The organism is Streptomyces sp. DSM 118878, from assembly GCF_052936595.1.
The window spans coordinates 6,547,558-6,573,047 of the sequence record NZ_CP193622.1 but is presented as its reverse complement, the minus strand read 5'-3'; the positions used below and the strand labels follow the sequence as shown (position 1 = coordinate 6,573,047).

24 protein-coding genes and 1 pseudogene are annotated in these 25,490 nt (G+C 70.4%); 16 read left to right on the top strand and 9 right to left on the bottom strand.

Features of this window, described 5'->3' with window-relative positions:
• Positions 1 to 131 precede the first annotated feature (131 nt).
• From ACRAKF_RS29145 to ACRAKF_RS29130, 4 genes are all read left to right on the top strand, one after another.
• A complete protein-coding gene (locus tag ACRAKF_RS29145; protein ID WP_447040510.1) occupies positions 132 to 1,088 on the top strand; it encodes an ATP-binding cassette domain-containing protein in 957 nt (318 codons plus the stop codon).
• Positions 1,085 to 1,879, top strand: a complete 795-nt coding sequence (locus tag ACRAKF_RS29140; RefSeq protein WP_447040509.1) for an ABC transporter permease — start codon at positions 1,085 to 1,087, stop codon at positions 1,877 to 1,879. Before ACRAKF_RS29145 ends, ACRAKF_RS29140 begins: the two co-directional genes overlap by 4 nt.
• Before the next feature lie 25 nt (positions 1,880 to 1,904).
• Positions 1,905 to 2,699, top strand: a complete 795-nt coding sequence (locus tag ACRAKF_RS29135) for a MerR family transcriptional regulator (protein WP_447040508.1) — start codon at positions 1,905 to 1,907, stop codon at positions 2,697 to 2,699.
• Between the two features lie 291 nt (positions 2,700 to 2,990).
• Positions 2,991 to 4,562, top strand: coding sequence for a pectate lyase family protein (locus ACRAKF_RS29130; RefSeq protein WP_447040507.1), 1,572 nt, complete (start codon positions 2,991 to 2,993; stop codon positions 4,560 to 4,562).
• A gap of 50 nt (positions 4,563 to 4,612) precedes the next feature.
• Here the strand turns inward: ACRAKF_RS29130 and ACRAKF_RS29125 are convergent, their stop codons facing one another.
• Both ACRAKF_RS29125 and ACRAKF_RS29120 read right to left on the bottom strand, forming a co-directional pair.
• The gene (locus ACRAKF_RS29125; RefSeq protein ID WP_447040506.1) at positions 4,613 to 6,133 is read right to left on the bottom strand and encodes a carboxylesterase/lipase family protein; all 1,521 of its coding nucleotides are present in this window, start codon (positions 6,131 to 6,133) and stop codon (positions 4,613 to 4,615) included.
• 27 nt (positions 6,134 to 6,160) lie between these two features.
• Positions 6,161 to 7,075, bottom strand: coding sequence for an MBL fold metallo-hydrolase (locus tag ACRAKF_RS29120; protein WP_447040505.1), 915 nt, complete (start codon positions 7,073 to 7,075; stop codon positions 6,161 to 6,163).
• 223 nt (positions 7,076 to 7,298) lie between these two features.
• Here ACRAKF_RS29120 and ACRAKF_RS29115 point away from each other — a divergent pair, with 223 nt between their 5' ends.
• The 3 genes from ACRAKF_RS29115 (at position 7,299) to ACRAKF_RS29105 (ending at position 12,954) form a co-directional block, all read left to right on the top strand.
• Complete coding sequence (locus tag ACRAKF_RS29115; protein WP_447040504.1) at positions 7,299 to 8,165, top strand: helix-turn-helix transcriptional regulator; 867 nt, start codon at positions 7,299 to 7,301, stop codon at positions 8,163 to 8,165.
• A 111-nt stretch (positions 8,166 to 8,276) separates the two neighbouring features.
• Positions 8,277 to 12,536, top strand: coding sequence for an nSTAND1 domain-containing NTPase (locus ACRAKF_RS29110; protein WP_447040503.1), 4,260 nt, complete (start codon positions 8,277 to 8,279; stop codon positions 12,534 to 12,536).
• Positions 12,537 to 12,576: 40 nt separating this feature from the next.
• A complete protein-coding gene (locus ACRAKF_RS29105) occupies positions 12,577 to 12,954 on the top strand; it encodes a CU044_2847 family protein (RefSeq protein WP_447040502.1) in 378 nt (125 codons plus the stop codon).
• Positions 12,955 to 12,957: 3 nt separating this feature from the next.
• Here ACRAKF_RS29105 and ACRAKF_RS29100 read toward each other — a convergent pair whose 3' ends face one another.
• The 3 genes from ACRAKF_RS29100 to ACRAKF_RS29090 all read right to left on the bottom strand — a co-directional run bounded on the left by ACRAKF_RS29100 (position 12,958) and on the right by ACRAKF_RS29090 (position 14,811).
• Positions 12,958 to 13,698, bottom strand: a complete 741-nt coding sequence (locus ACRAKF_RS29100; protein WP_447040501.1) for a class I SAM-dependent methyltransferase — start codon at positions 13,696 to 13,698, stop codon at positions 12,958 to 12,960.
• A gap of 79 nt (positions 13,699 to 13,777) precedes the next feature.
• Entirely contained in the window at positions 13,778 to 13,987 is a 210-nt protein-coding gene (locus tag ACRAKF_RS29095; RefSeq protein WP_447040500.1) for a DUF397 domain-containing protein, read from the bottom strand.
• Positions 13,969 to 14,811 carry a helix-turn-helix domain-containing protein gene (locus ACRAKF_RS29090; RefSeq protein WP_447040499.1) on the bottom strand — a complete coding sequence of 281 codons (843 nt, stop codon included), beginning with the start codon at positions 14,809 to 14,811 and terminating at the stop codon, positions 13,969 to 13,971. Before ACRAKF_RS29090 ends, ACRAKF_RS29095 begins: the two co-directional genes overlap by 19 nt.
• 196 nt (positions 14,812 to 15,007) lie before the next feature.
• Between ACRAKF_RS29090 and ACRAKF_RS29085 the strand changes: the two genes are divergently transcribed.
• The 8 genes from ACRAKF_RS29085 to ACRAKF_RS29050 all read left to right on the top strand — a co-directional run bounded on the left by ACRAKF_RS29085 (position 15,008) and on the right by ACRAKF_RS29050 (position 22,061).
• Positions 15,008 to 15,235: a hypothetical protein gene (locus ACRAKF_RS29085; RefSeq protein WP_447040498.1), complete on the top strand. Its 228-nt coding sequence runs from the start codon at positions 15,008 to 15,010 to the stop codon at positions 15,233 to 15,235.
• Positions 15,232 to 15,462 carry a hypothetical protein gene (locus ACRAKF_RS29080; protein ID WP_447040497.1) on the top strand — a complete coding sequence of 77 codons (231 nt, stop codon included), beginning with the start codon at positions 15,232 to 15,234 and terminating at the stop codon, positions 15,460 to 15,462. The genes ACRAKF_RS29085 and ACRAKF_RS29080 overlap by 4 nt, the downstream gene beginning before the upstream one ends.
• A gap of 154 nt (positions 15,463 to 15,616) precedes the next feature.
• Positions 15,617 to 16,933: a helix-turn-helix domain-containing protein gene (locus tag ACRAKF_RS29075; protein ID WP_447040496.1), complete on the top strand. Its 1,317-nt coding sequence runs from the start codon at positions 15,617 to 15,619 to the stop codon at positions 16,931 to 16,933.
• Complete coding sequence (locus tag ACRAKF_RS29070; RefSeq protein WP_447040495.1) at positions 16,930 to 17,682, top strand: toll/interleukin-1 receptor domain-containing protein; 753 nt, start codon at positions 16,930 to 16,932, stop codon at positions 17,680 to 17,682. The genes ACRAKF_RS29075 and ACRAKF_RS29070 overlap by 4 nt, the downstream gene beginning before the upstream one ends.
• Positions 17,679 to 19,667 carry a hypothetical protein gene (locus tag ACRAKF_RS29065; protein WP_447040494.1) on the top strand — a complete coding sequence of 663 codons (1,989 nt, stop codon included), beginning with the start codon at positions 17,679 to 17,681 and terminating at the stop codon, positions 19,665 to 19,667. The genes ACRAKF_RS29070 and ACRAKF_RS29065 overlap by 4 nt, the downstream gene beginning before the upstream one ends.
• Entirely contained in the window at positions 19,664 to 20,731 is a 1,068-nt protein-coding gene (locus tag ACRAKF_RS29060; RefSeq protein WP_447040493.1) for a hypothetical protein, read from the top strand. The genes ACRAKF_RS29065 and ACRAKF_RS29060 overlap by 4 nt, the downstream gene beginning before the upstream one ends.
• Before the next feature lie 9 nt (positions 20,732 to 20,740).
• Entirely contained in the window at positions 20,741 to 21,202 is a 462-nt protein-coding gene (locus tag ACRAKF_RS29055; protein ID WP_447040492.1) for a hypothetical protein, read from the top strand.
• Between the two features lie 337 nt (positions 21,203 to 21,539).
• Positions 21,540 to 22,061: a LysR substrate-binding domain-containing protein gene (locus ACRAKF_RS29050; protein WP_447040491.1), complete on the top strand. Its 522-nt coding sequence runs from the start codon at positions 21,540 to 21,542 to the stop codon at positions 22,059 to 22,061.
• On the opposite strand, the gene ACRAKF_RS29045 is transcribed toward ACRAKF_RS29050, so the two are convergent.
• Together ACRAKF_RS29045 and ACRAKF_RS29040 are read right to left on the bottom strand one after the other, a co-directional pair.
• Positions 22,015 to 22,620, bottom strand: a complete 606-nt coding sequence (locus ACRAKF_RS29045) for a TetR/AcrR family transcriptional regulator (protein ID WP_447040490.1) — start codon at positions 22,618 to 22,620, stop codon at positions 22,015 to 22,017. The two genes, ACRAKF_RS29050 and ACRAKF_RS29045, sit on opposite strands and share 47 nt — an antisense overlap.
• Before the next feature lie 32 nt (positions 22,621 to 22,652).
• Entirely contained in the window at positions 22,653 to 23,492 is an 840-nt protein-coding gene (locus ACRAKF_RS29040; protein ID WP_447040489.1) for an NADPH-dependent oxidoreductase, read from the bottom strand.
• Between the two features lie 152 nt (positions 23,493 to 23,644).
• Between ACRAKF_RS29040 and ACRAKF_RS29035 the strand changes: the two are divergent.
• Positions 23,645 to 23,809: pseudogene (locus tag ACRAKF_RS29035) on the top strand (transposase); the annotation flags it as partial.
• Positions 23,810 to 23,860: 51 nt separating this feature from the next.
• Here ACRAKF_RS29035 and ACRAKF_RS29030 read toward each other — a convergent pair.
• Together ACRAKF_RS29030 and ACRAKF_RS29025 are read right to left on the bottom strand one after the other, a co-directional pair.
• Positions 23,861 to 24,058, bottom strand: coding sequence for a hypothetical protein (locus ACRAKF_RS29030; RefSeq protein WP_447040488.1), 198 nt, complete (start codon positions 24,056 to 24,058; stop codon positions 23,861 to 23,863).
• Positions 24,059 to 24,272: 214 nt separating this feature from the next.
• A complete protein-coding gene (locus ACRAKF_RS29025; protein ID WP_447040487.1) occupies positions 24,273 to 25,490 on the bottom strand; it encodes an FAD-dependent monooxygenase in 1,218 nt (405 codons plus the stop codon).

The window sequence follows — 25,490 nt, the reverse complement described above, 5'->3', positions numbered from 1 at the left end:
GCGTACATCTCCGGGTCCCGCTCCATGGTCGGCGACCGTCGGCGCATCCGATGGCGATGCGCCGAGGGCCTGCCTCTGAGGCCGCGCCGCGGTTGACCCTGACGCAGGGGCAACCTCGCAGCATGGCAGGCATGACGACGAGAACCAACGCGATCGAGATCGCCGGGCTGCGCAAGTCCTACGGTGACCACGAGGTGGTGGCGGGGGTCGGCCTGACCGTCCCCGCGGGCACTGTCTACGCCCTGCTCGGCCCCAACGGAGCCGGCAAGACCACCACGGTCCGCATCCTGTCCACGCTGCTCCCCGCCGACGCCGGTGAGGCTCGTGTCGCCGGACACGACGTACGCCGCGAGGCGGACCAGGTGCGTGCGTCGATCGGGGTGACCGGACAGTTCTCCGCCGTGGACGAGCTGCTGACCGGGCGGGAGAACCTGCGCCTGATGGCGGACCTCGGCCACCTCGACCGCGCCCGTGCGGAGAGCGTGGTCGGGCAACTGCTGGGGCGGTTCGACCTGTTCGCCGCCGCCGACCGGCGGGCGGCGACGTACTCCGGCGGCATGAAACGGCGGCTGGACCTGGCGATGACCCTGGTGGCCGGGCCCCGGCTGATCTTCCTCGACGAGCCGACCACCGGCCTCGACCCGCGCAGCCGCCGCGCCCTGTGGGGGATCGTGCGGGAGCTGGTGGCGGACGGGACCACCGTCTTCCTCACCACCCAGTACTTGGAGGAGGCCGATCAGCTCGCCGACCGGATCGGTGTGCTCGACAGTGGCCGGCTGGTCGCCGAGGGCACCGCGGCCGAGCTGAAGCGGCTGGTCCCCGGCGGCCGCATCGAGCTACAGGCCGCCGACAGCGAGCGGCTGGCCGGGCTGGCGCGCGAGTTCCCCGGGGCGAGCCCGAACGCCGCCGCGCTCACCCTGTCCCTGCCGCACGACGGCAGCCTCACCACCCTGCGACGCCTGCTGGCCGGGCTCGACGACGACGCGGTCACCGGGCTCGCCGTGCACACCGCCGGCCTGGACGACGTGTTCCTGGCTCTCACGGACCGCCCCGCCGCCGACGAGACTCCCCGGGCGGTACGGGCATGAGCGGCGCGACGTATGCCGTCCGTGACTCGGCGACCATGCTGCGCCGCAACCTGAAGCGCATGGTCCGGTACCCGTCGCAGACGTTGATGCTGATCGGCCTGCCGCTGCTGTTCCTGCTGCTGTTCGTCCACGTCTTCGGCGGCACCATGGGCGCCGGCCTGCCCGGAGCCCCGGCGGGGGGCCGCGGCGACTACCTGACGTTCATCGTTCCCGGCATCCTGGTGATGGCGGTGGCGAGCGTGTCCATCAGCACCGCGGTCTCCGTCGCCGCCGACATGACGGGCGGGATCATCGACCGGTTCCGGACCATGGCCATCGCCCGGGTCTCCGTGCTCACCGGCCATGTGCTCGGGGCGATGATCCAGACCGCGCTGGCACTCCTGACGGTCTTCGGCGTGGCGTTCCCGCTCGGCCTCAGGACCGCGGCCTCGGCGCCGCAGTGGCTCGGCCTGGCCGGTCTGCTCGCGCTGCTGTCGTACGCGATGACCTGGTTCACCGTGGCGCTCGGCCTGTTCAGCCCGAACCCGGAGGCTGCGAGCAACTGGCCGATGATCTTCATCATGCTGCCGTTCGTGGGCAGCGGGTTCGTGCCGGTCGAGTCGATGCCTGCCGGACTGCGGTGGTTCGCCGAGCACCAGCCGTACACCCCCGTCATGGACGCCTTCCGCGGTCTGCTGGCCGGGTCGCCCGATGGCCCGGACGTGCTCCTGGCCATCGGCTGGTGTGTGGTGATCGGGCTGACCGGTCATCTCTGGGCGCGGCGCCTCTACCGGACCCGGGCCGCGAGCTAGTGTCCGCCGTCAGGAGACTGATCTGATGCTGACCATCGGCGAGCTGGCGTCGTATGCCGGAGTGACGGTCCGCGCGGTGCGGCACTATCACGCCAAGGGGCTGCTGCCCGAGCCGGAGCGGGACCACTCCGGCTATCGCAGGTATGACGCCGCCGCCGTGGTCGAGTTGGTCAGGATCCGCACCCTCGCCGATGCCGGGGTCCCGCTGGCGCGCGTGCGGGAGCTGTTGCGGGCCGGCGAGGAGGAGTTCGCCGCGGCGGTCGCCGACATCGACGAGCGGCTGCGGGCGGAGATCCGGGAGCGGCAGCGGCACCGCGAGCGGATCGCCCGCCTCACCGCCGGGGACAGCCTGGCGCTGCCCCGGGAGGTGGTCGAGTTCCTCGACCGGCTGCGGGCCCTCGGGGTCGACGAACGCATTGTCCGGGTCGAACGCGACGGCTGGATCCCGCTGGCCGCGCGCTCCCCCGAGCGCGTCCCGGAGTGGATGGCACGCAAGCGGGAGCAGATCGCCGACCCGCGGATCATCGACTTCTATCTCACCCTGAGCAGTGCCCTCGACCGCGCCGACGACGACCCGCGGCTGGTGGAACTGGCCGACGAGCTGGCCGCCTACATCACGCAAGTGGCCGACGAACAGGGCGACTCCTACGTCGACGACACCGCCCTCGAACCACCGTTCGCCGAGCTGCTCGACACCCATGTGTTCGCCACCCTGCCGCCGGCCCGTCGGCTGATCGAGCTGCTGAAGGAACGCGGCTGGACGGGCTGGACCCAGCTTGAACGCGTGCACCCGACACGGAGTACGGGCGGAACGCGGTAGGGGGACGCCGCGGTGCGGCGGTGACACGTGCGGCGCCGCACGCGGGCCGCGCCAGGAGCATTTCGGCCCCTGCACAAGCCTTGTCAGCCTCCTCGCGACCCCCCTATTCTCGCGGCAGAAAGCGCTTTCCCCTTACCGCGGCTCCCATCAGCTCCGCTTCCCGGCGGCAGTGCTTGTCATGACTCTGTCATGCCCTCGCGCGGTAGCCGCCACCTGTCCGGCGAGAGGTCCGGCCGGGGTCGGGAAGCCGAGCCGGACCAGGGCCCGTCAACGACGAAGAGGGATACGAACATGAGAAGACCAATCGCCCTGCGGCTCTCCGCGGCCGTGGCCGTGATGGCCTTGGCCGGCGCCACCGGCGCCGCCCTGACGATGTCCGACGAGGCATCGGCGGCGCCCGCCGGCGTCGTCGGCAGCGCCACCGGCTACGCCTCCCAGAACGGCGGCACCACGGGCGGCGCCGGCGGGCAGACGGTGAAGGCCACCACGGGCACCGCCATCCACGCCGCGCTGTGCGGGCGTGCCAGCAGCAGCACCCCGATCATCATCGAGGTCGAGGGCACCATCAACCACGGCAACACCACCAAGGTATCCGGCAGCAGTTGCAACACGGCGGCCGGGGTGATCGAGCTCAAGCAGATCAGCAACGTCACGATCGTGGGTGTGGGCAGCGGCGCCGTGTTCGACCAACTCGGGATCCACATCCGTGAGTCGCGCAACATCATCATTCAGAACGTGACCGTCAAGAACGTCAAGAAGTCCGGTTCTCCCACGTCCAACGGCGGTGACGCCATCGGCATGGAGAGCGACGTGCGCAACGTCTGGGTCGACCACTCCTCCCTGGAGGCCTCGGGCGGCGAGTCCGAGGGCTACGACGGCCTCTTCGACATGAAGGACAACACCCAGTACGTGACGTTGTCCTACAGCACCCTGCGCAACTCCGGACGCGGCGGTCTCATCGGTTCCAGCGAGAGCGAACTCTCCAACGGGTTCGTCACCTTCCACCACAACCTGTACGAGAACATCGACTCCCGCGCCCCGCTGCTGCGCGGCGGCACCGCGCACATGTACAACAACCACTACGCGCGGCTCAAGGAATCCGGGATCAACTCCCGCGCCGGAGCCAAGGCCAAGGTGGACAACAACTACTTCGAGGACTCCAAGGACGTCCTCGGCACCTTCTACACCGACGCGAAGGGCTACTGGCAGGTCAGCGGCAACATCCTGGACAACGTGACCTGGTCGCCCCCGAGCAGCGACACCAACCCGGCCGGTCCGGACCTCAAGTCGACCACCACGGTCTCCATCCCGTACTCCTTCGCGCTCGACGCGGCCTCCTGCGTACCGTCCGTCGTGGCGCAGACGGCGGGCGCCGGCAAGGGCATGAAGGTCTCCGACGGCAGTTGCACCCCGCAGACCCCCACCCCGGACCCCACCGACCCCACGCCGAACCCGACCGACCCCACGCCGGACCCCACCGACCCCACGCCGCCCACCGGGACCAACCTCAGCATCGGCGCCGGCGCGGACGGCTCCGACAAGGCCTCCGGGACGAGCTACGGCAACGTGCGCGACGGTGACCTGAACACCTACTGGTCGCCCTCCGGGTCGACCGGCTCCGTCTCGATCAAGTGGGGCACCGCCACCGCCGTGTCCAAGGTGAACATCCGCGAGTCGGCGGGTGCCACGGGCCGCGTCGGCGCCTGGCGCGTGGTCAACGGCGACACCGGCGCGGTCCTGACCTCCGGCAGCGGCGCGGGCGTCATCACCTTCCCCCGGACGTCCCTGAAGAAGGTCACCTTCGAGATCACCGGCTCGACCGGCACCCCGAGGATCGCCGAGTTCGAGACGTACGCGAGCTGACCGTGTGACCGTGCCCCGGCAGCGTGTGTCGGGGGCAAGGGAGCGCCGGGTCAGGTCCACACCCGGCGTTCCCGGCCGCGAGGGTCGTCGATCAGGGCCCAGTCGGCGTCGACACGCATCGTGGCCCTGCGCTCGGAGTCGTACGGGTCCCAGCCGGGGTCGCCCGTCGCGGCGAACCGTATCCACGCCTCGTGCACGCGGGGGGCGAGATCGGCGGGGGGCCCGTCGGGGCCGAGCAGGGCGTGGGGACCGTACAACTGGGGCAGCCGCGTGAGGTCGAAGACGAAGGGCAGCTCCATCGTGTGGGTGGCTCCCAGTTCTCCGCCCAGGGCGTGGGAGCGCCACGCGAACTCGTAGCGGTAGGTGGCGCCCCCGGTCCGGCCGGCGCGCGTGTTGGCTTGCGCGTCGGCATGTGCGTCGGCCAGGGCCCGGCTGCCCGCGCCGAACAGGGCGTCGCCCATGATGGCGGACCGCAGTTCACCGAAGGTCGCCCCCGGGCGGGTCTCGCGGTAGGTGTCCACGAGCCGGCCCGGATCGGGGTGCGCACGTGCCGCGACGGCGTCGACGTCCGCGCGGGTCGAGGTGGCGTACGCGTCCACCGGGACCAGGTAGAGGTTGCCCTCCTCGGTGTTGGTCCCGACGAGCAGGTCGACGTCGGCGGCGAGGCCCGCGGCGACACCGGCGGCCGGCTGGGTGTCCAGGACCAGGCTGAAGGGGCTCAGCCCGATCAGCGGGTCGTGGTGGGTGGCCGTCCGCAGGTCCGTGCCGGTGACCGCGGACGCCGCCTCCACCAGGCGGGCGTCCGGGATCCGCGCGAAGGCGTCGACGTGCGGCTCGATGCCCAGGGCCCGGGCCGCCGCGCCGGTGACGCGGGCGGCCTGCTCGGCCGTGAACGCGCCCAGGCCGCTGCCGCTCTGGACGATCGCCCGGCGGACCAGGCCCGCGGCCTCGGGAGTGGCCAGGACTCCCCCGACGACGGTCGCTCCCGCCGACTGGCCGAAGAGGGTCACGTTGTGCGGGGCGCCGCCGAAGGCCGCGATGTTGTCCCGTACCCAGCGCAGCGCGGCCACGACGTCGAGCAGGCCGCGGTTGGCGGGCGCTCCGGGGATGTCGAGGAAGCCGCCTATGCCGAGGCGGTAGTTGAGGGTGACGAGGACGACGCCGTCGCGGGCGAAGGCGGAGCCGTCGTACAACGCGGACCGCGTCGACCCCGCGACGAATCCGCCGCCGTGGACGAACACCATGACGGGCAGGTCGCCGTCCGCGTCGGCGGGCGTCCAGACGTTGACCGTGAGGTAGTCGTCGCCGCGGCTCCAGCCGGCGCCGAAGTAGGGGGACATGTCCACGCGGCCGAGCTTGCGTTCGGACTGCGGGGCGTTGGGGCCGGGCATCGTGGCATCCCGTACGCCGTCCCACGGTTCGTGCGGGCGGGGCCCCGCGAACCGGTCGGCGCCGCGGGGCGGAGCGGCGTAGGGAATGTTCAGGAAGGTGTGGACGCCGCCCTGGCGCAGGCCGCGGACGGAGCCCCGGGTGGTGGCCACGACGGGGGCGGGGCCGGTGTGCTGGTTCACTTGGAGTGCCTTTCCTCAGGGCTTGGCTCAGCCCTGTTCGTCGTACGGGGAGAAGGGCGCCCAGCCCTTGACGGCGAACCTGCCGCCGTCGCGTGCCACCTGCGCGGCGCCGTGGCCGCCCAGGTGCGCGGGGATGACGAGGGCGTTGTCGTCGGCCGCCCGGCCCAGCACCTTGTGACGGGTGGCGCGTGCCTGTGCGGGGTCCTCGCAGAAGCAGCTGTTGGAGTCCGGTTCGAGGATCTGCACCGGGTTGTGCAGCAGGTCGCCGACGAAGACCGCGCGGTCCGTGCCGGAGGCGAGCGTCAGTACGGAGGAGCCGGGGGTGTGTCCCGGGGCGGCCTCCAGGCGCAGCCCGGCGTCGATCCGGTGGCTGCCCTCCCACAGCAGCGTCCGGCCCGCCTGGTGCACCGGCAGGACACTGTCCTCGAACACGTTCTGGTTGCCGCGCCCGAGTACGGTCTTGTGGCCGTTCTCCGGGTTCCAGAAGTCGAAGTCGTCCTTGGGCATCAGGTAGGTGGCGTTGGGAAAGGTGGGAACCCAGGTACGCCCGTCGAGATACGTGTTCCAGCCCACGTGATCAATGTGGAGATGCGTATTGATCACGATGTCCACATCCTCGGGGCGGACTCCGGCGCGGGCGAGGTTGTCGAGGAATCCGGTATTCATCCGGCTCCACACAGGGGCGTACGGGCGCTCCTTGTGATTGCCCACGCCGGTGTCGACGAGGATGATCTTGCCCTCGCTGCGCAACAGCCAGGTCTGGATCGCCGAGTTGACGATCCGGGTCTCGTCGTCGAAGAACTCCGGGACCAGCATGGCGCGGTGTTCTTCCCATGCCTGCGCCGGGCTGTCCGGGAAGAACGTCTCGGGAGTCATGTCCACGGGTCCGTAGTACTCCCGGATGCGGGTGACGCTGATGTCACCCAGGGTGATGGTGTTCACGTTGCTCTCCATACAGGTCAGGGGTCAGGGGTCAGGGGCAGGGGTCGGGCCGACCGGCGGCCGGTGACGGGAAGCGGCGCACCGCACGGAAAGTGCCGCCGTCGCGGCGGATGAACGGTGCGGGACCCATGTCAGCGGCATCGCGGCGGCCGAGCCAGACCGGGCCGTGCCTATCCCTGACCGGGTCAGGTTCGCGGCCGGCGGGGCGCACATACTGGGCCTCATGAGCGGACAGCGAGAACTCGGGAACTTCCTCCAGACGCGGCGCGCCAAGCTGCGCCCCGAGGACGTCGGGCTCCGGGACTACGGAGACCGGCGCCGGGTCCCCGGCCTGCGCCGGGAGGAACTGGCACTGCTGGCCGGCGTGAGTTCCTCGTACTACACACGTCTCGAACAGGGCCAGTCCGTGGGCGCCTCACCGGAGGTCCTCGACGCCATCGGCCGGGCCCTGCGCCTGGACGGGGCCGAGCAGCGTCACCTCCACGACCTGGCGGACAGCGTGAAGCGGCGCGCGGTCGCCGAGCACCCGCCGCCGGAACACGTCGACGCGGCGATCTCCCACCTGCTGGAGTCTTTCGGTGACGTTCCCGCCCTCGTCAGCGGGCGGCGCAGTGACGTACTGGCCTGGAACCGCATGGGCCACGCGCTGTTCGCCTCCCACGTCGACCCGGCCGGGCCGGCCGATCCCGGCAACCGCCCCAACCTGGCCCGGCTGGTCTTCCTCGACCCCCACACCCGCGCGCTGTACGCCGACTGGCCGAGCAAGGCGAGGGCGGTCGTGGAGAACCTCCGCATGACGGCCGGCCGACACCCCGACGACGCGCTGCTCACGTCACTCGTCGGCGAACTGACCGTGAAAAGCCCGGAGTTCGCCGCCATGTGGGCCGACCACCGGGTCAGCCCCTGCGACTCCGCGGAGTACGAGATGCACCACCCGCTGGTCGGCAGCCTCACCGTGACGCAGCAGAGCCTGCGTTCCCCGCAGGACGACGAACGGCACATCGTGCTCGCCGTCACCGAGCCGGGCTCCCCGTCACAGGCCGCACTCCACCTGCTCTCCCGGGCGACCGCCCCGCCGACGGCGAAGTGACCCCAAAGCCCCTGCTGCACACGGGTGTTGTGCGTAAAGTGACACCAGTGAAAGGCTGCGCCACCTAGCTGTTGACGTGTCCCCAAGGCGCAGGGGATGTGAGGGCTGCCCATGGCCGCTGTACGGGGAAGCGACGTCCTGGAGGCGTCGCAGGTACGGGTGCGCGCGAGTGACGGAGAGGTCGTCGGGGCCGGGTTCCTGGTCACCGAGGACGTGGTGTGCACCTGCGCGCACGTCGTCGTCAGAGCACTGTCACCGGCAGCGGCATCGGCATCGGAGTCGGAGACCGGGCCGGACGAAGCTCCGGACGGTGCCGTCGACATCGACTTTCCCTTGCTCCCCGGCCGCCCCCGGGCGCGCGCGACGGTGGAGTCCTGGCGTACGGGCGACGCCGATGTGGCGCTGCTGAGGCTCGACGCGCCGGTCGAGGGAGCGCGGCCCGCACCCCTGGTCGACGGGACGGGCGTGTGGGGGCACACCTTCCGGACGATGGGCTTTCCGGCCGGCGCCAGTCAGGGAATCTGGGCGTACGGGACGCTGCGCGCCGGTCAGGGGGCCGGCTGGGTGCAGATGGAGGCGGACGAGCCCGGCCCCCGCGTCGCGGAGGGGTTCAGCGGGGCGCCGGTCTGGGACCACACGCAAGGCGGCGTCGTCGGGATGACGGTGGCCGCCCACCTGAGCGAGCGCACCGCGTACCTGCTGCCTTCGGCCCATCTGATCGACGAGGCCACGCTGGAGTCCCGCTGCCCGTTCCAGGGCCTGGCCGCGTTCACCGAGGACGACGCCGAGTTCTTCCACGGCAGGGACGCCGACACCGAACGGCTGCTCGCCGCTGTCCGCACGCGTGCCGTGACGCTCGTGGCCGGGCCTTCGGGGTGCGGCAAGTCGTCACTCGTGCGGGCAGGGGTGCTTCCCCGGCTGCGGGCGGCCGGGGCCGACGTGACGGAACTGCGGCCCTTGCTGGGCGTGCCCCCTGCCGACGTCGTCGCGCGGGCGCTGACCGAAGTGCTTGAACCTGGGCTGGGCGAGGTCGGCCGTCTCTCCAGAGCGCGGGAGCTGGCCGGTCTGCTCGACGCGGGCCACGGCGTCACCTCCGAGGTGCGCGCCCGGGTGCTGGGCCGGAGCAGCGGCTCAGGACGCGTCCTTTTCGTGGACCAGCTTGAGGAGTACGTGGCCGGTGAACCGGCCGCCGCCCGTGCGCTCTTCGGCCTGCTGGCCGACCTGGCGGGCGAGGAGCTGCGGATCATCGCGACGGCACGCCCCGACTCGCTCGATGTCCTGATCACGGCCGGCACCTCCGACCTCATCAGCGACGCCGTCCGGTTCCTCGCGCCTCTCGCCGCCGAGAACCTCCGGCAGGCGGTGACGGCACCGGTCGACACCGTCCCCGGGCTGTGGTTCGAGGCGGGCCTGCCGGAGCGGATCGTCGCCGACGCGGGCGACGAACCCGGCCGTATGCCGCTGGTCCAGTTCGCGCTGACCGAGCTGTGGCGGCGGCGCAGCCGCGCCATGCTCACCCACGCGGCCTACGACGACCTGGGCGGAGTCGCGGGCGCGCTCGTCGGCTACGCCGACCTCGCCCACCAGAACCTCTCCGCGGCCGATCAGGTCCTCGCCCAGCGGCTCCTGGTCCAGCTCGCCCGCCCGGGTGAGGGCGACACCTTCACCCGTAGACCCACCCGCACGGCCGGTCTCGCACCGGAACTCGTCGCGCTCGCACACCGGCTCGCGCCGGGCAAGCTCGTCGTCCTCTCCCACGCGCCGGGCGGCGACGGGCACGAGGAGATCGTCGACCTGGCCCACGAGGCACTGACCACGCACTGGCCCCTCCTGCGGCAGTGGCTGACCGATTCCCGCGACTTCCGCCTCTGGCAGGAGCAGGTACGCGCCGACCTGCACCGCTGGCAGTCCCAACAGCGCGAGCCCGCCCGCCTGCTCAGCGGCACGGACCTGACCGAGGCGGAGTGCCGGCTCGGCGCGCATCCCGACCCGGACGACATCTCGTCGGCCGAACGGGAGTACATCCACCTCAGCAGGAACCACGCACGGCGTGGCTCCCGGCTGCGGCGGGCCGCCGTGGCGGTGCTGGGCGTGCTGACCGTCCTCGCGGTCATCCTGGCGTTCACCACCTACCAGAGCCTCCGGCGGACCGAGCTCCAGCTCCGCACCCAGGCAGCGAGCACCCTCGCCCAGGTGGCGGAGGAGCGCCCGCCGAACGACCCGGCCACCGCGCTCCAGTTGGCCCTGGCCGCATGGCACACGGAGCCCACCTCACGTGCCCGGCAGGCGCTGATGAACCAGTACATGCGGGGGCAGTTCGTCACGGGCACCCACCCGTCGCTGTGGCACGGCAACGTCGACGAGTTGACCGCGAGCGAGGACGGCCGGGTGCTCGTGGTGGAATCGAAGCCCTCGGGCGGCGAACGGTCGACGGTCACCGTGGTCACCGGCGCCCGTGACGGTGAGCCCCGCGCGCGGAAGCTCAGCGGCGTTCCCGAGGGCAACCTGGTCACCGTGGTGAGCCCCGACGGGCGTCATGTCGCGGTCGCCGCCGGGCAGGGAGACGTTCTGCTGTGGCGGACGAGCGCAGGCGGCGCGAAGCGCCCGGTGACCCTGGAGACCGGCTCGCACAGACTCGACGCGGAGAAGAAGGATCCGCGGAGGGTCCTCGACTTCAGCGGCGACGGCAAGCGTCTGCTGCTGTTTTATCCCTACGAAGGGTGCGCGGCCGAGGCGCGGAAGTGCGGTTCGGCCTTCATGGACGTGTGGGCCACCGACTCCGGACACCCGGGGAAGGCCATCGACCGGATCGCGCTGCCGGCCGACCTGGACGACGTCGCGTTCACGGCCGACGCGGACGCGGTGGCTACACTCCGCTCCTCCGCGGCGACCAGGGACGTCGTCGATGTACGGGACCTGTCGTCCGGGCACCGGCTGCACTCCACACGCATGGCCACACCGGCCTCGCTGCGGGCGGGCGGGGAGATCGCCGTCCAGGACGACGGACGGGCGCTGAAGCTCGGCCGCGCACCCGGACGCCCGTATCGGATACCCGCCGCCGGCGGATTCAGCGTCACCGACGCCACCAGCCGCTACGAGATCAGGACCGCTCGGCCGCGCAATCCGGCGAGCGAGAGGCACGACTACGCGGAACACACCCTGACGGATGTGCGCACCGGCCGCGCCTTCCACACCCGGGTGCCGGACTCGGGCGACGCGTCCGTGGTGGCGACCGCTGTCGCGGCCTTCCCGGGGGAGGGAAACGGGCTCACGGTCCTGACGGCCGTCGGTTCGACCCTGGTGGAGGCACGGGCCGAACCGATCGGCGGCAAGCGGTCCCCGTTCGGCATCCTGGAAGTGGACACGGAGGCGTTGTCCCCGGACGGGCGGCTCCTCGCCCAGGTCTCCTCGGAGGGCCGGCTCGCGATCCTCGGCGCCTCCCGCAGGGAACTGCGGTCGATTCGGGTTCCCGGACCAAAGGGTGACAAGCCGGTGAGGTGGACCGTCACGTGGACCGCCGACTCCCGACGGCTCGTGGTGTGGGACGAAGGCCTCGGCCTCAACCGGTCGTACGCGGCGGACGACCTCAGTTCCCGTCCCGTGGCTCTGGACGACGCGTTGCCGGGCCTCGACCGTATCCAGGGTGTGGTCGGTGTCGGCGGCGGTGAGATCGCGTTGCTTTCCCGGGGACGGCTGGCGCGGGTCGACGCCGCGGATGGAAGGGTGACAACACGCCCCTTCTCCCTCGACCGGGGCACACCCGCGGACGGGAGTCCGGACGACGGCCGCTACGTCGGAGATCAGCTCGTGGCGAGGCCGGGGCACCCCGGGCAGGTCGCGGTCACCGACAGGCGCGGCAAGATCTCGTTGTGGGACCTACGGGCGCCCAGGCGCGTCGACACGTTGCACGGCGCCCCCATCAGCTACGGATCGGCCAGTGCGCCCTACGAAGCCCTGCTCGCCTTCGATCCGACGGGCACGTACCTCGCGGTCGTCAACGACGATGCGCAGGCGCGGGTCTGGAACGTACCGAAGAGGAAGCGATACACGCGCGGCATCCCCTGGGCGGACGACAAGGACGGCCTCGTCGGCCTCACCACGGACGGTCACGTGATGGTCTTCCGTGACGATCGACTCCGTTTCGTCGACCCGGGCAGAGGCGGGAGCGACTTCTCGGTCCCCTTGATGAGGGGTTTGTTCCACGTCGACGGGGAGCGATTGGTGGTGGACACGGGGACGGCGCGACAGACCATCGACCTGCGTCCCGAGGCGCAATTCCGCGCGCTCTGCGACGCCGCAGGACGCGACTACACCGCGGCGGAACGCAGGCTGCTCCCCGAGGGCACACCCGAGGGACCGCCGTGTTCCTGACGACCAGGTAGACACCCACGTACACACAGGAGGAGCCGTCTTGACCGACTCTCAGCAGCCGCGACTCACCCTGGACGACGGGACCACGGTCCGGTTCGTCCTGACGGAGGAGGCGAGCCCCGTCACCAACGGCTTGGGCCCCGCCGTACCCGTCGCCCGCGCACGGAACATCCCCGCGCTCGCCACCGACACGCTGCGCGCCACGCTCAAGCCGCTCGGCCCGCTCGTACAAGAGGTGCACGCCGCGGTGAACACCGCGTCGACGCCGCCCACCGAGATCACCGTCACCTTCGGCGTGCAGGTGGGCCAGGACCTCAAACTGGGCATCGTGAACGGCAGCGGCCAGGCCCACTTGACGGTGACGGCCACGTGGCGCCCGGACGGGACGGAGGGCGGGGCACGGGGGGCGGCGGGCTGAGTGCTACGGCTTGTGGGTCACCCAGAGCAGTTCCGCCGGCCAGCGGTGTGCCCAGTCGGGTGGGTCGGTTTCGTTGTAGCCGTTGGGTGTGCCGGGTCCGGGCCGCGGCTCGATGAGGTCGTCGATGACGAGACCCGCGCCGCGCAGGACCCTGACCCAGTCGCCGTAGGTGAGCTGATAGCTGGTCGCGCCGTCGCCTTCGGCGATGGTGTTCAGCCCGAAGTAGTCCTGCTGCAACGTCGTGGTCACGCGACTGGCGGCTTCGTCGTAGCAGGCTTCGAACCATGGGCTGGCGACGTTGAACACCAGGCGTCCGCCTCGGCACAGGACGCGTGCGGCCTGCGGGACGGCCAGATGCGGGGACGCCCAGCTGAGCCCACCGAAGTCGCAGAACACCAGGTCGAAGCTGTCGGAGGCGAAGGGGAGTCGCTCGGCGGCGCCTTGCACCAGCGGGTAGCGGACGGCTCCCATAGCGCCACTGGCCGCGGCGAGTTGGGCCTCAGCCAGGTCGAGCCCGACCACGGTGGCGCCCTCGGCCGCGAGTGCCCTGGACCACTGGCCGGCACCGCAGCCGAGTTCGAGGACGCGCTTGCCGGTGACGTCGCCCAGGGCGTGCAGGTGCGCGTCGGGAATGGAGTACATGCCCCACAGCCGGGGTGTGGCGCCGATTCGCGGGTCGTGCCGATGCTGGTAGGCGCTGCTGATCTGGTTCCAGAGCCGCCGATTGGCGGGGATGCTGTCCACGCGCCGACTCCAGCACTGTTCGCCGGGGGCGGTCAACACGATTACCCCCTACTGACCGGGACGCCTGAACTCCGGCCTCTCAGTCGCTCAACTGCCCGCCCTTGATCGCCGCAACGAAGGAGGCCCAACCAGTAGCGGGGAACACGAGGACAGGACCGTGCGAAACCTTGCTGTCCCGGACCGGGACGGCAGCGGCGAAGTCGTCGGAGACCTCGACGCACGCCCCACCGTCCTGGTTGCTGTAGCTGCTCTTACGCCAGGAGGCGGCAGTCAGGTCGATGGATCGCACTTTGCTTCCTCCAGAATCCGCAGGATGAACTTGCGCGACTCAGCCGGGCTTAGCGCCATGTCGCGCACCGCATCGTACCTCTTCTGCAAACGCACGACCGGGCCTGCATCCTCGATGAGTTCGCCCCGGTATCCATTCTCGGTATACGCGACGGTCCTGCCATCCGGAAGGAGCAGGTACCACATGTCGGCGCTCACGAGGCCGTGTAGACCTGCACTCTGCAAAAGCACATGGACCGTCACGTGGGGACGCTCCGTCACTTCCCACAGGTACTCCAACTGCCCCCGCCACTCCTCCACATCCCGCAACGGCGTCCGCAGCACCGCCTCCGACAGGATCGTCCGGAACGGCGGCGCATCCTCCCCCGTCAGCAACTCCCGCCGCCCCATCCGGGCCTCCACCTGCTGCTCAAGCTCCTTCCCCTTGAGCCCGCCCGCCGCAAGCACCTCCCGCGCGTACCCCGCTGTCTGCAACAGCCCCGGTAGCACGCTCACCGCGAAGTGCCACAAACTACCCGCCTCCGCCTCCAGCGCCATGTACCGCCGGTACCGCTCGCGGAACTGCGTGTGGTCACCGGCCGCCAGCTCCCAGAGGGCCAGCAGCAGGCCCGGCGTCCCGTAGTGCGTGTCGAGGGCCTGGACGACCTCCGGGCTGCCGAGTGTCTCGCCCTTCTCCATCTTGCCGAACAGCGACCAGTCCCAGCCCAGCCGTTCACCCAGCGCCCGCAGGCTGATCCCGCTCGCGGCCCGCAAGGTCCGCAACTCCTGGGCGAATCGCTGACGGGGTTCCTGACTGCGACCGGTGATGACGCGTCGTTGCGACATACCGCTCCTTCCGGGGGCGTTCGCGGGACCGACGTGGAACCTGTGGAACCACCTCCGCGCGACGGGGAACCACCGCCCCGTCCACAACCCGGTCGCCCACATCCCGGCGCATTCTCGTGACGGCCGGGCTACTCAGCGTAATTCACCCAGCGTAGGCCGGTCATGAAATCAGCGAACCGCACCCACGAGGACCCAAATGAACCCCACCCCCGCCCCCGACGTCGAGGAAGCCCTGGAAGCCCGCGATGCCCTCGCCACCGCCCTCTCCCAGGCCGGCATCCAACTCCCCGCGATGGACATCCGCACGCCCTGGGCGGACGACCGCGAGGCCGAAGCCGGTTACGCCCTGGTCCACTTGGGGGTGTGCTCGGCGCCCATCGCCCTGATGCTCGCGGATGTGATCACGAAGGGACTCTCCGGGTGACGGAGGATGCCGACGGCGGCCCCGCTGTCGGGGAAGCCGTCCACGACAGCTCCCGCGACCGCGTCGGACGGGTCATGGGGCACGAGGGCCCGTGCGTCCAACTGCGCCCGCTCTCCGGTGGCCGCGAATGGGACGCCGACCCCGGCCACCTCCGCGTCCTCACGCGGAATGAGCTGCTGAGCGCCCTCCTCGCGGAGGTGAACGCACGGAGCAGACAGCCCAGATGAGGGCGAACCCGACTGCCCTCATGAGCTTGCGGCGCCTCGCTGTCGGAGAAGGAAACGGGAAACAGCTTCGATCGCCTTGTCCGTCCGGGAGTTGGTACCGCACTCTTCCGTGCAGTGCCACCTCAGTCCGGACGACCGGGTTTGGGAGGTTCCCGTGCCACATCCGTCCACCCCGTTCGGCGAGGAACTGAGGAAGCGGCGCCTGGAGGCCGGACTGAGCCTTACGGGCCTGTCCGGTCTCGTGCACTACAGCAAGGCACAACTCAGCAAGGTCGAGCGGGGCATCAAGACACCCAGCCGTGATCTCGCGCGGCTGTGCGACGCCGCACTCGGTGCCGATGGGGCGCTGATCACCCTGAGCACCCCTGCTCCTACCGCTGTCGATTCACCCGCCGTGTCGGCGCCAGGCCAGATCGAGGAGGAGAACTGGATGATGCAGCTGTCACCGGACGGCCCGAGCTCGTTCGGGCCCGTGGGCCGACGTGAGGTGATGAATGCCGGTGTCGCCTCACTGATGACCTGGAGGTCGGACCGATCGGGTCCGGTTTCCCCGGCCGCCGGCGCCGGCATGCTGGAAGCCTCACGCTCACTGTTCACGCACTACCGCAGACTCGGCCAGGCCGTGGAGCCGGGCCTGCTCCTGCCCGTCCTGATCACGCAGACACACACGCTGCGGGAACTGTCGGCGCAGAGCGACAGCGACACCAGGCGTCGCCTGCTGGCGCTCGGTTCCCGGTACGCCGAATACGTGGGCTGGCTGGTACAGGAGACCGGGGACGAGCGTGCGGCGCTGTGGTGGACGCAGCGTGCGGTCGACCTGGCCGCCGCCGGCGGTGATCAGGCACTGGCCGGTTACGCGCTGGTCCGCAGGGCGTTGGTCACCCTGTACCGGGAGGACGCCGAGCAGACGATCGCGCTGGCCCGCCGGGCGCAGAGCGGCGTGCTGCCGTCACGGATCCGCGGTCTCGCCGCACAGCGCGAAGCGCAGGGCCATGCCCTCGCCGGTGATGTCGGCGCCTGTCTCCGTGCCCTGGACCGGGCCCGTACTCTGCTCGCCCGCCGGAACGACGGTGCCGACGGTCCGGTGATCGGCTCCATGCATCTTCCCGACTCGGTCGGCATGGTCACCGGCTGGTGCCTCGTCGATCTCGGGCGAGCGCGCGAGGCGGGCGAGGAACTGGATCGGCAGCTCACTCAGGTCGGCCCCGCCGCGGTGCGTACACAGGTGCGGTACGGCGTACGCCGCGCGCTCGCCTATGCCTCCGCCGGCGAGATCGACCACGCGTGCGCGCTGACGGAGCCACTGCTCGACGGCGTGGCGGCGGTGCGCTCGGCGACCGTCACGACCGATCTCCGACGGCTCGTCCGGGTGCTGGGCCGCTACCCGGACCACCCGCCGGTACGCCGGCTGGCACCGCGGCTCGGCACCTTGTCAGGCCCGACCACCCCTCTTGAGGAGTCACCGTCATGAGCGAGATCTTCATCAACTACCGCACCGGGGACGGGGAGAAGACTGCGGCCCTGCTCCGCCAAGGGCTGTCGCACCGCTTCGGCCCGGGACACGCGTTCCACGCGTCACAGTCCATCGTCCCCGGTGAAAGCTGGCCCGAACGGCTCCTGTCCGCCGTACGGCGCAGCTCCGTACTTCTGGCCATCATCGGACCGGACTGGACGAACTTCCGTACCCGGCTGGAGGATCCCGAGGACTGGGTGCGCAAGGAGATCGAGGAGGCTTTCCAGTGTGAGGTCCCCGTGGTCCCCGTTCTGGACGGACGCAAAACCAGCCGGCTGAGCAAGGCCGATCTGCCGCCCGCGTTGCGACGGCTCGCCGATCTCCAGTCCATCGCGTTCGACTCCGGTGACACCGACGTGTGTGTCGCGCGCATCGGTGATCTGATGACCGACCTGATCCCCGGCCTCGACGACCGGTCCGGCACCGAGGCGGGAACGCCCGCGCCGGGCAGCGTGTCCAACTCCATCGGGACCGTGAACGGTACAGCCGTACAGAGCCGTGACTTCACCGGTGACGTCGGCACGGTCGTCAAGGGCGCCCACGGTCCTGTCCACACCGGGAACGGCAACATCTACTCGCATTCACGTCACGTCTCGGGCGACCGTCACATCTCGGGTGACGGGACGACGTACTTCGAGGGTGACCACCACGGCCCCATCCAGCACCGGTTCGGTGAACGGGACGGTCACGAGGACAAGGACCGGTGAACCAGCACACCGGCACCTGGGTCCGGGACTCGGGTGTCACGGTCACGGGCCCTGGCGACGTCTACATCGGCACGCAACTACAGGACTCGGACAAACCAGCTTTCCGCCGAGTCGCCGAGGACCAACTCCGTCGACTGCGCTACGTACTGGTCGCTCCGCCGCGTATGGGCGAGGCTCGTGCCGTACTCGCCGACACCGGCACCGTCATCCTGGACGGTGTCCCGGGCATCGGCCGGTCGGCTGTGGCCCGTGTACTGCTGCACGAACACCACCGGGACAGTGGTGTCTTCCACGAACTCCTGCCCGGTGAGGAGGGCGAGCTCTCCCTCCAGGACCCTGCTCTGGTCGGGACCGGTGATCAGTTGCTGCTGGACCTTTCCGCCGCCCACGACCGTCGCTGGGCCGCGGCCCAGGCCGACCTCCCGGCGCTGCGCAAGGCCGTGCAGGAGCAGCGGGCTCATCTGGTCGTGGTCATGCCGCACCGCGGCGTTCTCGACCCGGACCTGCAGTACTGCCGCGTGGTGCTCGAACGGCCATCCGGTATCGGCGTTCTCCGGCGGCATCTGCGCCTGCACGGTGTGCCGCCTGATCAGTATCTCCGGCCGGACGGCACCGTCACCGGGTTCCTGACGGCGAACAGGCCGATGCGGGAGATCGCGGAATTCGCCGACCTGGTGCGCCGGGCACGCGAGGGCGGTCAGCCCGGGGATGGATTCGGTCAGTGGTGCGAGGCGGCCGGGCGGGCGCGGAATGACGGCCGAAGGGAAGCCGCCGCGCTCGTCACCACGCTGCGGGAGGCGCCGCAACGAGCTCTGCTGATCGCCGTGTCCATGCTGCACGGGGCGCATGCCGATGTCGTTCACCGCGCGGCCGAGCAACTGCTGAGCGCCCTCGGACCTCCGCCGGCGGGCGACTCGCCTCTGCAGCACCGAGACCTCGCCGAGCGACTCATCGAGATCTCGGCCACTGCCGCCCCCAACGGGCAGGTCCGGTTCGAGAAGCTGGACTTCGACTCCGCCGTTCGTGCCCATTTCTGGGACCACATGCCCGATCTCCGCCCCCACCTCGGCACCTGGGCCGCGAGTGTGGTGGAGCTGAACGACCCGCACGTCGTCACCGTCGTACGTGACGGCCTGGTGGAACGCGTGGCGGCTGAATACCTGCGGACCGGACGTGCGGACGGGCTCGGGGCCCTCGTCGAACGCTGGAGCACCGGCGCGACGAGCCGGCCTCGCCTGGAAGCGGCCGTTCATGCGCTCACCCGCGGGCTGGCGGACCCGGTGCACGCCAGGGACCTCCGCGAGCAGATCTACCAGTGGTGCGCCAACCGGCGCCTCAAGGGGGAGCTCGCGCAGGTGCTGGTCCGCGTCTGTGCCGACGTCCTCGCGACCAGTCATCCCGATCAAGCCCTGGTCAGGCTCTACCACCTGGCTCGGCGTGAGCGCAGCACGACGCGTGCCCGGCAGGCGCTGTGCGATCTGGTGGCGCGCAGCCGCCGGCTGCACCGCGTGCTGCTCGACCGTCTCGCCCGTTCCGACTTCTCACCCGCCAATCTCGGGATCTTCCTCCAGGCCAGCGACCCCGACCTGTTGACACTTCACCCCGGCACCTCGCACGCGCTGGTCGACGAGCAGAGCGTGCAGCGCTCCCTGACAACCTGCTGGCACGCGGTACTCACCGAGCTGCCGCCTCCGCAGTGGCAGGCCGAAGCACGACGCTGGCTCCACTGGGCGGCCGCCGGCACCGGACCGCACGGCGGGCTCCTGCTCGACCTCCTCGTCAGCGCGGCACAGCGGTGCACGGAGGAGCGGGGCAAGATCTTCGCCCTGCTGTACGCGTGCGCCCGCGACGCCGAGCGCACCGGTCCGGGGGATGCGGCGCGGGCCGCGGAGACCACCGGTCTGCTGCTCCACAAGATCAGTGCGGCTCAAGGCATCGCTCCGGCCACACCGCCGACAACCTCACCCAGGGGGACTCGACCATGACCACCGCACGGAAAACCACAACCGTCTTCCTCACCGTTCTGAGCGGTCTCCTGCTGAGCATCGTCGGTCTGACGCAGCGGTGGCCCGCATGGGCTTGGCCACTGCTGGCAGTGTTGCTGCTCGTCGTCCCCGCGGCCGTCTTCCGAATCGCCACGATGCGCCGCGGCACGGTACCGGTGGCTTTCCAGGAGCAGCTCACGGCCGCCCCCGTGGAACGCACGGAACACCGCGTCAGCCAGATAGTGCTGCCCAGCAAGTGGGCCGACTACGACTTCGTCTTCTCCGCGACGGTGCGCTGGTACCTCGTCGACGCTCCCACGACTGCCCCCGTCCTCAATCCGGCGGGCCTCGCCGTCGACGCGGTCCTGAAGCGGGCCCGCGCCATCACCGAGCAACGAGAACCGGTCCGGGCCTCACTCGTCGAGCAGGAACTGTCCGGCGCACTCAGCAGGATGGTGCCCGAGTCCACCGGGCACCTCCAGGCGATGGCGGAGAACATCCAGCTCGTCCTGGTGCAGCAGGACCAGGAGCGCCTCGACGAGCTCGCCGACGTACGCAAGGACGAGGCGGTCTGGGTGCACCAGCGCAAGTACGAACAGAGCAGGCGCCAGTACTTGGGCGAGGACGTCCTCAAGGACACCGGCAGCGCCGTGGTCTGGTGGCTCGCCAGGAACGACGAGCACGTGGAACGCACGGTGAACGACCTGGCCCTGCTCGCTCAGCTCACCTCGGCGGCCAATGACACCGACATTCCCGAACGGCTTCAGGATCTGATCTCTCAGCAGGGCGGCGAGCCGACGACATCGGACTCTCCCGAGACGGAGTCTCCCTCAGCGCCGCAGGGACGGGAGACGGCCACGATGCGCCTCTCCGACTTCCTCGACAGCATCGGTTTCACCGACGGAGATGTACGCCGCCCGATGCTCGCCGCACAGATCGCCGGCCTCATCAAGGAGCAGAACCGCCACGAGACCGCCGAGGAGATCCAGCACCACTTCGATCCACCGGCGTCCCTCGCTCCGGACGACGACGAGGCGCCCGCCTCCGGCTCCCCCCTCGCCTAGGAGAAGAACATGGACAGTGAACTGACCGTACTCGCGGCGTCGGGCGCCACCACACTGGTCTCCCTCATGGTCACCGACTCCTGGACACGCGCCAGGGAACTCGTCGGGCGGTACCTGACCCGCACAGGCGCGGACCCCGACGCGTTCGACGACCTACAGGACGCGAGGACCCGGCTCCTCGCCGCCGACGCCACGGAACGTGAACGGTCCGCCCGCGAGATCAGCCGACGATTCGGTAACCGTCTCCGCCGACTCGCGGAAGCCGACGACAGCAGTGACGACGGCAGCGACGAGGCCCTGCGCGCTCTGCTGACCTCGCTACTGCAACTCTCGGCGTCCACGGCAGACAACTGGCGCACGGTGGACAACCGCATCAGCGGCGGAGTCCAGCACGGTCCCGTCGTCCAGTCGGGCACCGTTGCCGGGCTGACCTTCCACCTGGATCACGTCGATCGCGTGGATCGCCAGTAGCGCCGGCACAGGGAGGGCACCGCGTGCTTCTGTGCTCGGTCAGTCGTCGACATTGCGTCGAGCGACCGGGCGGGGACCGGCAGGAGGTGTGTGTCGACCCAGGTATCCCGCCGCCGGCGGTGGCCCAGGAGTCGTCGATCACGACGGAGCCGGGTACGTGACGCCGTGGCAGAGCACTCATTGCGGGGCGTCGAAGCCTTTGATTGGCACAGTCCGTACTCCCGAACCAGCCAATGCGGCCACGTATAGCTGCTGGGCCGCTTCCACCGCGAGCACCCTGCTGTCTCCGTGCGTCTGGCCACCGCGGCGTCAGACGGCGGCTCACCCGGGCTCCTCTATGCGCTCACCGAGGGCAGCCTCGACCTCGCGTTCGTGTCGATTCCTGACTCGCCGCCGTCCAGCGTGCAGTGGAGAGACCTCACCGCCCACGCCGTTGGACCTCGTCGTTCCTGCGGGACACCGGCTTGCCGACCGGAGCCGGGTGGCGCTCGGGGAGCTGGCCGGTGAGGCGTTCATCGACTTCCCCTCCGGCTACGGCAACCGCGTTGTGACGGATCGCGCGTTCATCGCGGCCGGGCTTCGACGCCACGTCACCATCGAGATCACCGCCATCGGGGCCGGTGCCGACTTCGTCCGTCACGGCCTGGGCGTCGCCCTGTTACCCCGGGGCAGTGTCGCGCCCGACGCCCCGCGCCGCACGGTGGAAGCCGCGGACCCAGACCACCTTGTGCACCTGTGTCGGACGTCGCAGCCCTCGGCGACGTCGGGCAGCCCGAAAAGCCTCCCTCAGTGCCTGCGGGGAGGGCCGTGTGTCACGGCCCTCCGGCGTGGGCCAGGATCGCTTCCAGCCCGCCGATGACCATGGCCACGGAGAACTCGGTCGCGGTGGCCAGGTCGTAGCGCGAGTGGTCCACTGATGCGGTGTAGGCGGGAAGGGTCTCGCGGATGCGGTCGGACATGACCGGTGCCGGCAGTCCCTGGGCGAGACCGAACGCCTGGAACTCCACCATGGCGACGACCAAGCGCAGTTGGTCTCGCCGGAAGCCCCCTTCGATCAGTGCGGCGAACATCGGCTCGTACACCGCGAGGGAACGGTCGCAGGCCATCGCGGTGGTGGACAGGAGCGGCAGGATGCGTCGGTGTGTGGAGTACAGGGTGGCGAGCCGGCGCAGGAGGTTGGCCACGGCTTCGCGCCAGTCGTGCGCGGGGCCGACGGGTTCCATCCGTTCCAGCATCCGCTGCCGGGCGAGGTCGATGACCTTCGCCCGGCCTGTGACGTGGGAGTAGAGGGAGGACGGGGCGACGCCGAGGTGCCGGGCCAGTTGAGTCATCTGAACGTCACCGGTGCGGTCGGCGAGTTCGATCGCGCCGTCCGCGATCCGTGCGGCGGACAACAGCGGCGTCTTCGGCCTGGCCACGCCCGGCGCCCTCACTTCCCGTCGAATGCCCTTCAGCGCAGCAGGTAGCCGCGCTCCTCCAGCGTACGACGCAGGTTCTCACGCCCGTCCATGTAATCCAGGCCTGTGCCCACCACGACGGAGTGGCTCCACGTCTTGTCACGCAGTCCGTACTCGGCGCGGAAGTCCTTGAACGCGGTCTCGTAGTCCTCGATCCACTCCTTGGTCGGCCGTGTCCGGTAGCGCTCGCGGTGCAGCACGACGTCCTGCGCCGGGCGGGGATGCACCGCGCTGGGGCGGTGCGGGTCCGGGGTGCCGATGGCCATGCCGAATACGACGTAGGCGTACGCGGGAAGTCCGATCAGGTCGGCGAGCTCCTTGGCGTGGTTGCGCAGCGAGCCCAGGTACACGCCTCCCAGGCCGATCGCCTCTGCCGCGACGAGACCGTTCTGGGCGGCCAGGGCCGCGTCGATCGACGCCATCAGGAAGGCGTCGACGTAGTCGGTGACGACGGGCTTGGCGCCCTGCTCGACGCTGATCGCGTGGGTGCGCGACATGTCCGCCACCCACAGCAGCACGCTGGGGGCCTGGGCGACGAAGTCGAACCCGGCGAACTCCACGCCGTGTGTCAGTCTCGCGAGTTCTGCCTTCGTCTCCGGGTCCGAGACGGCCACGAGGCTCCACTGGTGAAGGTTCGACGACGTGGACGCCGACTGGGCGGCCGCCACCACCGTCTCCAGAGCGCCTTCGGGCAGCGGTTCGTCGGTGAACGCGCGCACTGAGCGGTGCGCGAGCAGCGCTTCGACCTGCTCGTTCCAGATGATGTTCCCCGGTGTCGCCTGCTGCCCGTAGCGGGCTTCCAGGAGTGCGTCCCGCCGCGAGGAGTCAGTCATGGCTGTCCTTCCATTAACCGAATCAGATTCGGTTACGGGAACCATGAGCCGGCCGGGTTCATTCCCCGCTGTCCTGGCCTGTCGGCAAGAAGCTGGACAGACGCCGCGCCAAGGGCCGCGTACGGCTTCGGCCGAGGTTGGGGGACCGAGCGGTCGGAGAGATGCTGCTGGAGGCCAAGGAAGAGCCGGCCGCGTTCGCAGACCTCCCGCGCCAGAAGTACAAGAAGAACCAGCCAACGAACCCGCTGGAACGGCCGAACCGGGAAATCAAACGCCGCACCGACGTCGTCCAGGTCTTCCCGAACCCGATCGTCCTGCCCGCATGCCGTTGGAGCGCCGGCAAGGCAGGGCCGGCGCTCCAACGCCCGTCACGTTGCCGAACGTTTCCGCTGCACCAACCAAGTAACCCCTGTCACCGCCCCCGTTATCAAAAAGCCCACCATCAGCGACATCCTGAATTCTTCCATCTTGCTGCCGTCGTCCGCCATAACCACCGACAGCGTCGTCATGACGGTCGTGATCACTAATCCAATGGCCAGATTCTTGCGCACCAGCGATTTCAGCATTTTCTCCTCGTTTCTCGATGAGCGTGCCGCGGTATCGTCCTCAATTCGGCGACACACCTGGGTTGTCATTGGTTCGGGTCGCCCCCCCCTTTGGCGGGGCCCTATGATTTCCAACGGCAGTTCTCCGATGGCCGGCGCCTCGAACGCGGACGCCACCGGGTACGCGCAGGCGAAGAACCCCAGGGCGCCGCGCCAGTCGACGCGGACACCGTCGTCACCGCGACGTGTCGGACAGCGCCATGGCTTGCGGTCCGCCCGCCTCCGTCGCCGGCCGGCGGCCTCGGATCCTTCGGGCCAGACCGACGAGGACTGAGCGCAGCGCCTCGGCCCGACGGCTGGACGGGACGAACATCTGCTGCTTGAGCCGCGCGGTGCGCTGGTGCTTGGTGATGAACGGACGCAGGCCGGTCTCCCAGGCGTCCAGGGCGGCGGCGAGGTCGTCGGGGTGCTCCCGCAGGGCCACGCCCAGTGCGGCGCCGCCGCGCAGCGAGGACGTGGCGCCCATGCCCGAGTAGAGGTTCATGCACCAGGCCGCGTCCCCCACCAGCACGACCCGTCCCGTACTCCACCGCGGCATCCGCACCTGGTGCACCGAGTCGAAGACGTGGTCGGGGGCCTCTTCCAGGGAGTCCAGGACGTGGCGCACCACGGGGTCGTCGTCCATCCCGGAGAAGACCGCGCGCAGCCGCTCGACCCGCGATCCGCTGAACTGCTCCTGGATGTCCCTCGTCCGGTAGGTCAGCAGCGCGGTGGGCGCGTGGTCGGCGAGCCCGAACACCCACACCGCCCGCTTGGCGCGCGCGATGATGACGCTGTCGCTCGCCTCGTACGTGGGCACCTGCTCCTTGAGCTGGAAGGCGCAGATCATCGCGTTCCAGGTGGTCAGGTGGTCCTCGTGCGGACCGAACACCATCCGGCGCACGCTCGAACGCATCCCGTCCGCGCCGACCACCAGGTCGAAGCTCTCGCGGTACTGGGCACCGGTGGCGGCGTTCTCGAGCAGGACCTGCGCCTCGGCAGGACCCTCGGTGATCGCGACCGGAGTGGTCGCGAACCGCACCTCGACCGCGTCCTCGGTCCCGTCGCCGGTGATGCCCTGCCACAACGCGGCCTCGATGTCGCCGCGCAGCACCGCTGCCGGCTCTCCGGGCTGGTCCAGGAATCCCAGAGCCGGCCTGCGCCTGCCCCGGCGATCCGCCGACCACGAGTTCCCGCCCGGTCGCCGTTCCGGGTTGCGGGTGTGCAGGTGGTCGGCGACCCCCAGGTCGACCGCGGCCTGCACACCCTCCGGGAACAGCCCGACGAAGTAGCCCCCGGTGCGCCGCTCGGGCGCCCGTTCGACGATCACCGGCGTCCAACCGGCCCGGCGCAGCCCGATCGCCGCAGACATCCCCGCGATCCCGAGCCCCACCACCAACGCCCTCTTCCGCAC

Bases quoted from the DNA above. Each gene is read 5' to 3' on its own strand.
- ACRAKF_RS29040 (WP_447040489.1), bottom strand. From the start codon at position 23,492: ATGACTGACTCCTCGCGGCGGGACGCACTCCTGGAAGCCCGCTACGGG.
- ACRAKF_RS29050 (WP_447040491.1), top strand. From the start codon at position 21,540: ATGCGCTCACCGAGGGCAGCCTCGACCTCGCGTTCGTGTCGATTCCTG.
- ACRAKF_RS29140 (WP_447040509.1), top strand. From the start codon at position 1,085: ATGAGCGGCGCGACGTATGCCGTCCGTGACTCGGCGACCATGCTGCGC.
- ACRAKF_RS29060 (WP_447040493.1), top strand. From the start codon at position 19,664: ATGACCACCGCACGGAAAACCACAACCGTCTTCCTCACCGTTCTGAGC.
- ACRAKF_RS29110 (WP_447040503.1), top strand. From the start codon at position 8,277: ATGGCCGCTGTACGGGGAAGCGACGTCCTGGAGGCGTCGCAGGTACGG.
- ACRAKF_RS29030 (WP_447040488.1), bottom strand. From the start codon at position 24,058: ATGCTGAAATCGCTGGTGCGCAAGAATCTGGCCATTGGATTAGTGATC.
- ACRAKF_RS29145 (WP_447040510.1), top strand. From the start codon at position 132: ATGACGACGAGAACCAACGCGATCGAGATCGCCGGGCTGCGCAAGTCC.
- ACRAKF_RS29115 (WP_447040504.1), top strand. From the start codon at position 7,299: ATGAGCGGACAGCGAGAACTCGGGAACTTCCTCCAGACGCGGCGCGCC.
- ACRAKF_RS29055 (WP_447040492.1), top strand. From the start codon at position 20,741: ATGGACAGTGAACTGACCGTACTCGCGGCGTCGGGCGCCACCACACTG.
- ACRAKF_RS29085 (WP_447040498.1), top strand. From the start codon at position 15,008: ATGAACCCCACCCCCGCCCCCGACGTCGAGGAAGCCCTGGAAGCCCGC.
- ACRAKF_RS29135 (WP_447040508.1), top strand. From the start codon at position 1,905: ATGCTGACCATCGGCGAGCTGGCGTCGTATGCCGGAGTGACGGTCCGC.
- ACRAKF_RS29070 (WP_447040495.1), top strand. From the start codon at position 16,930: ATGAGCGAGATCTTCATCAACTACCGCACCGGGGACGGGGAGAAGACT.
- ACRAKF_RS29090 (WP_447040499.1), bottom strand. From the start codon at position 14,811: ATGTCGCAACGACGCGTCATCACCGGTCGCAGTCAGGAACCCCGTCAG.
- ACRAKF_RS29130 (WP_447040507.1), top strand. From the start codon at position 2,991: ATGAGAAGACCAATCGCCCTGCGGCTCTCCGCGGCCGTGGCCGTGATG.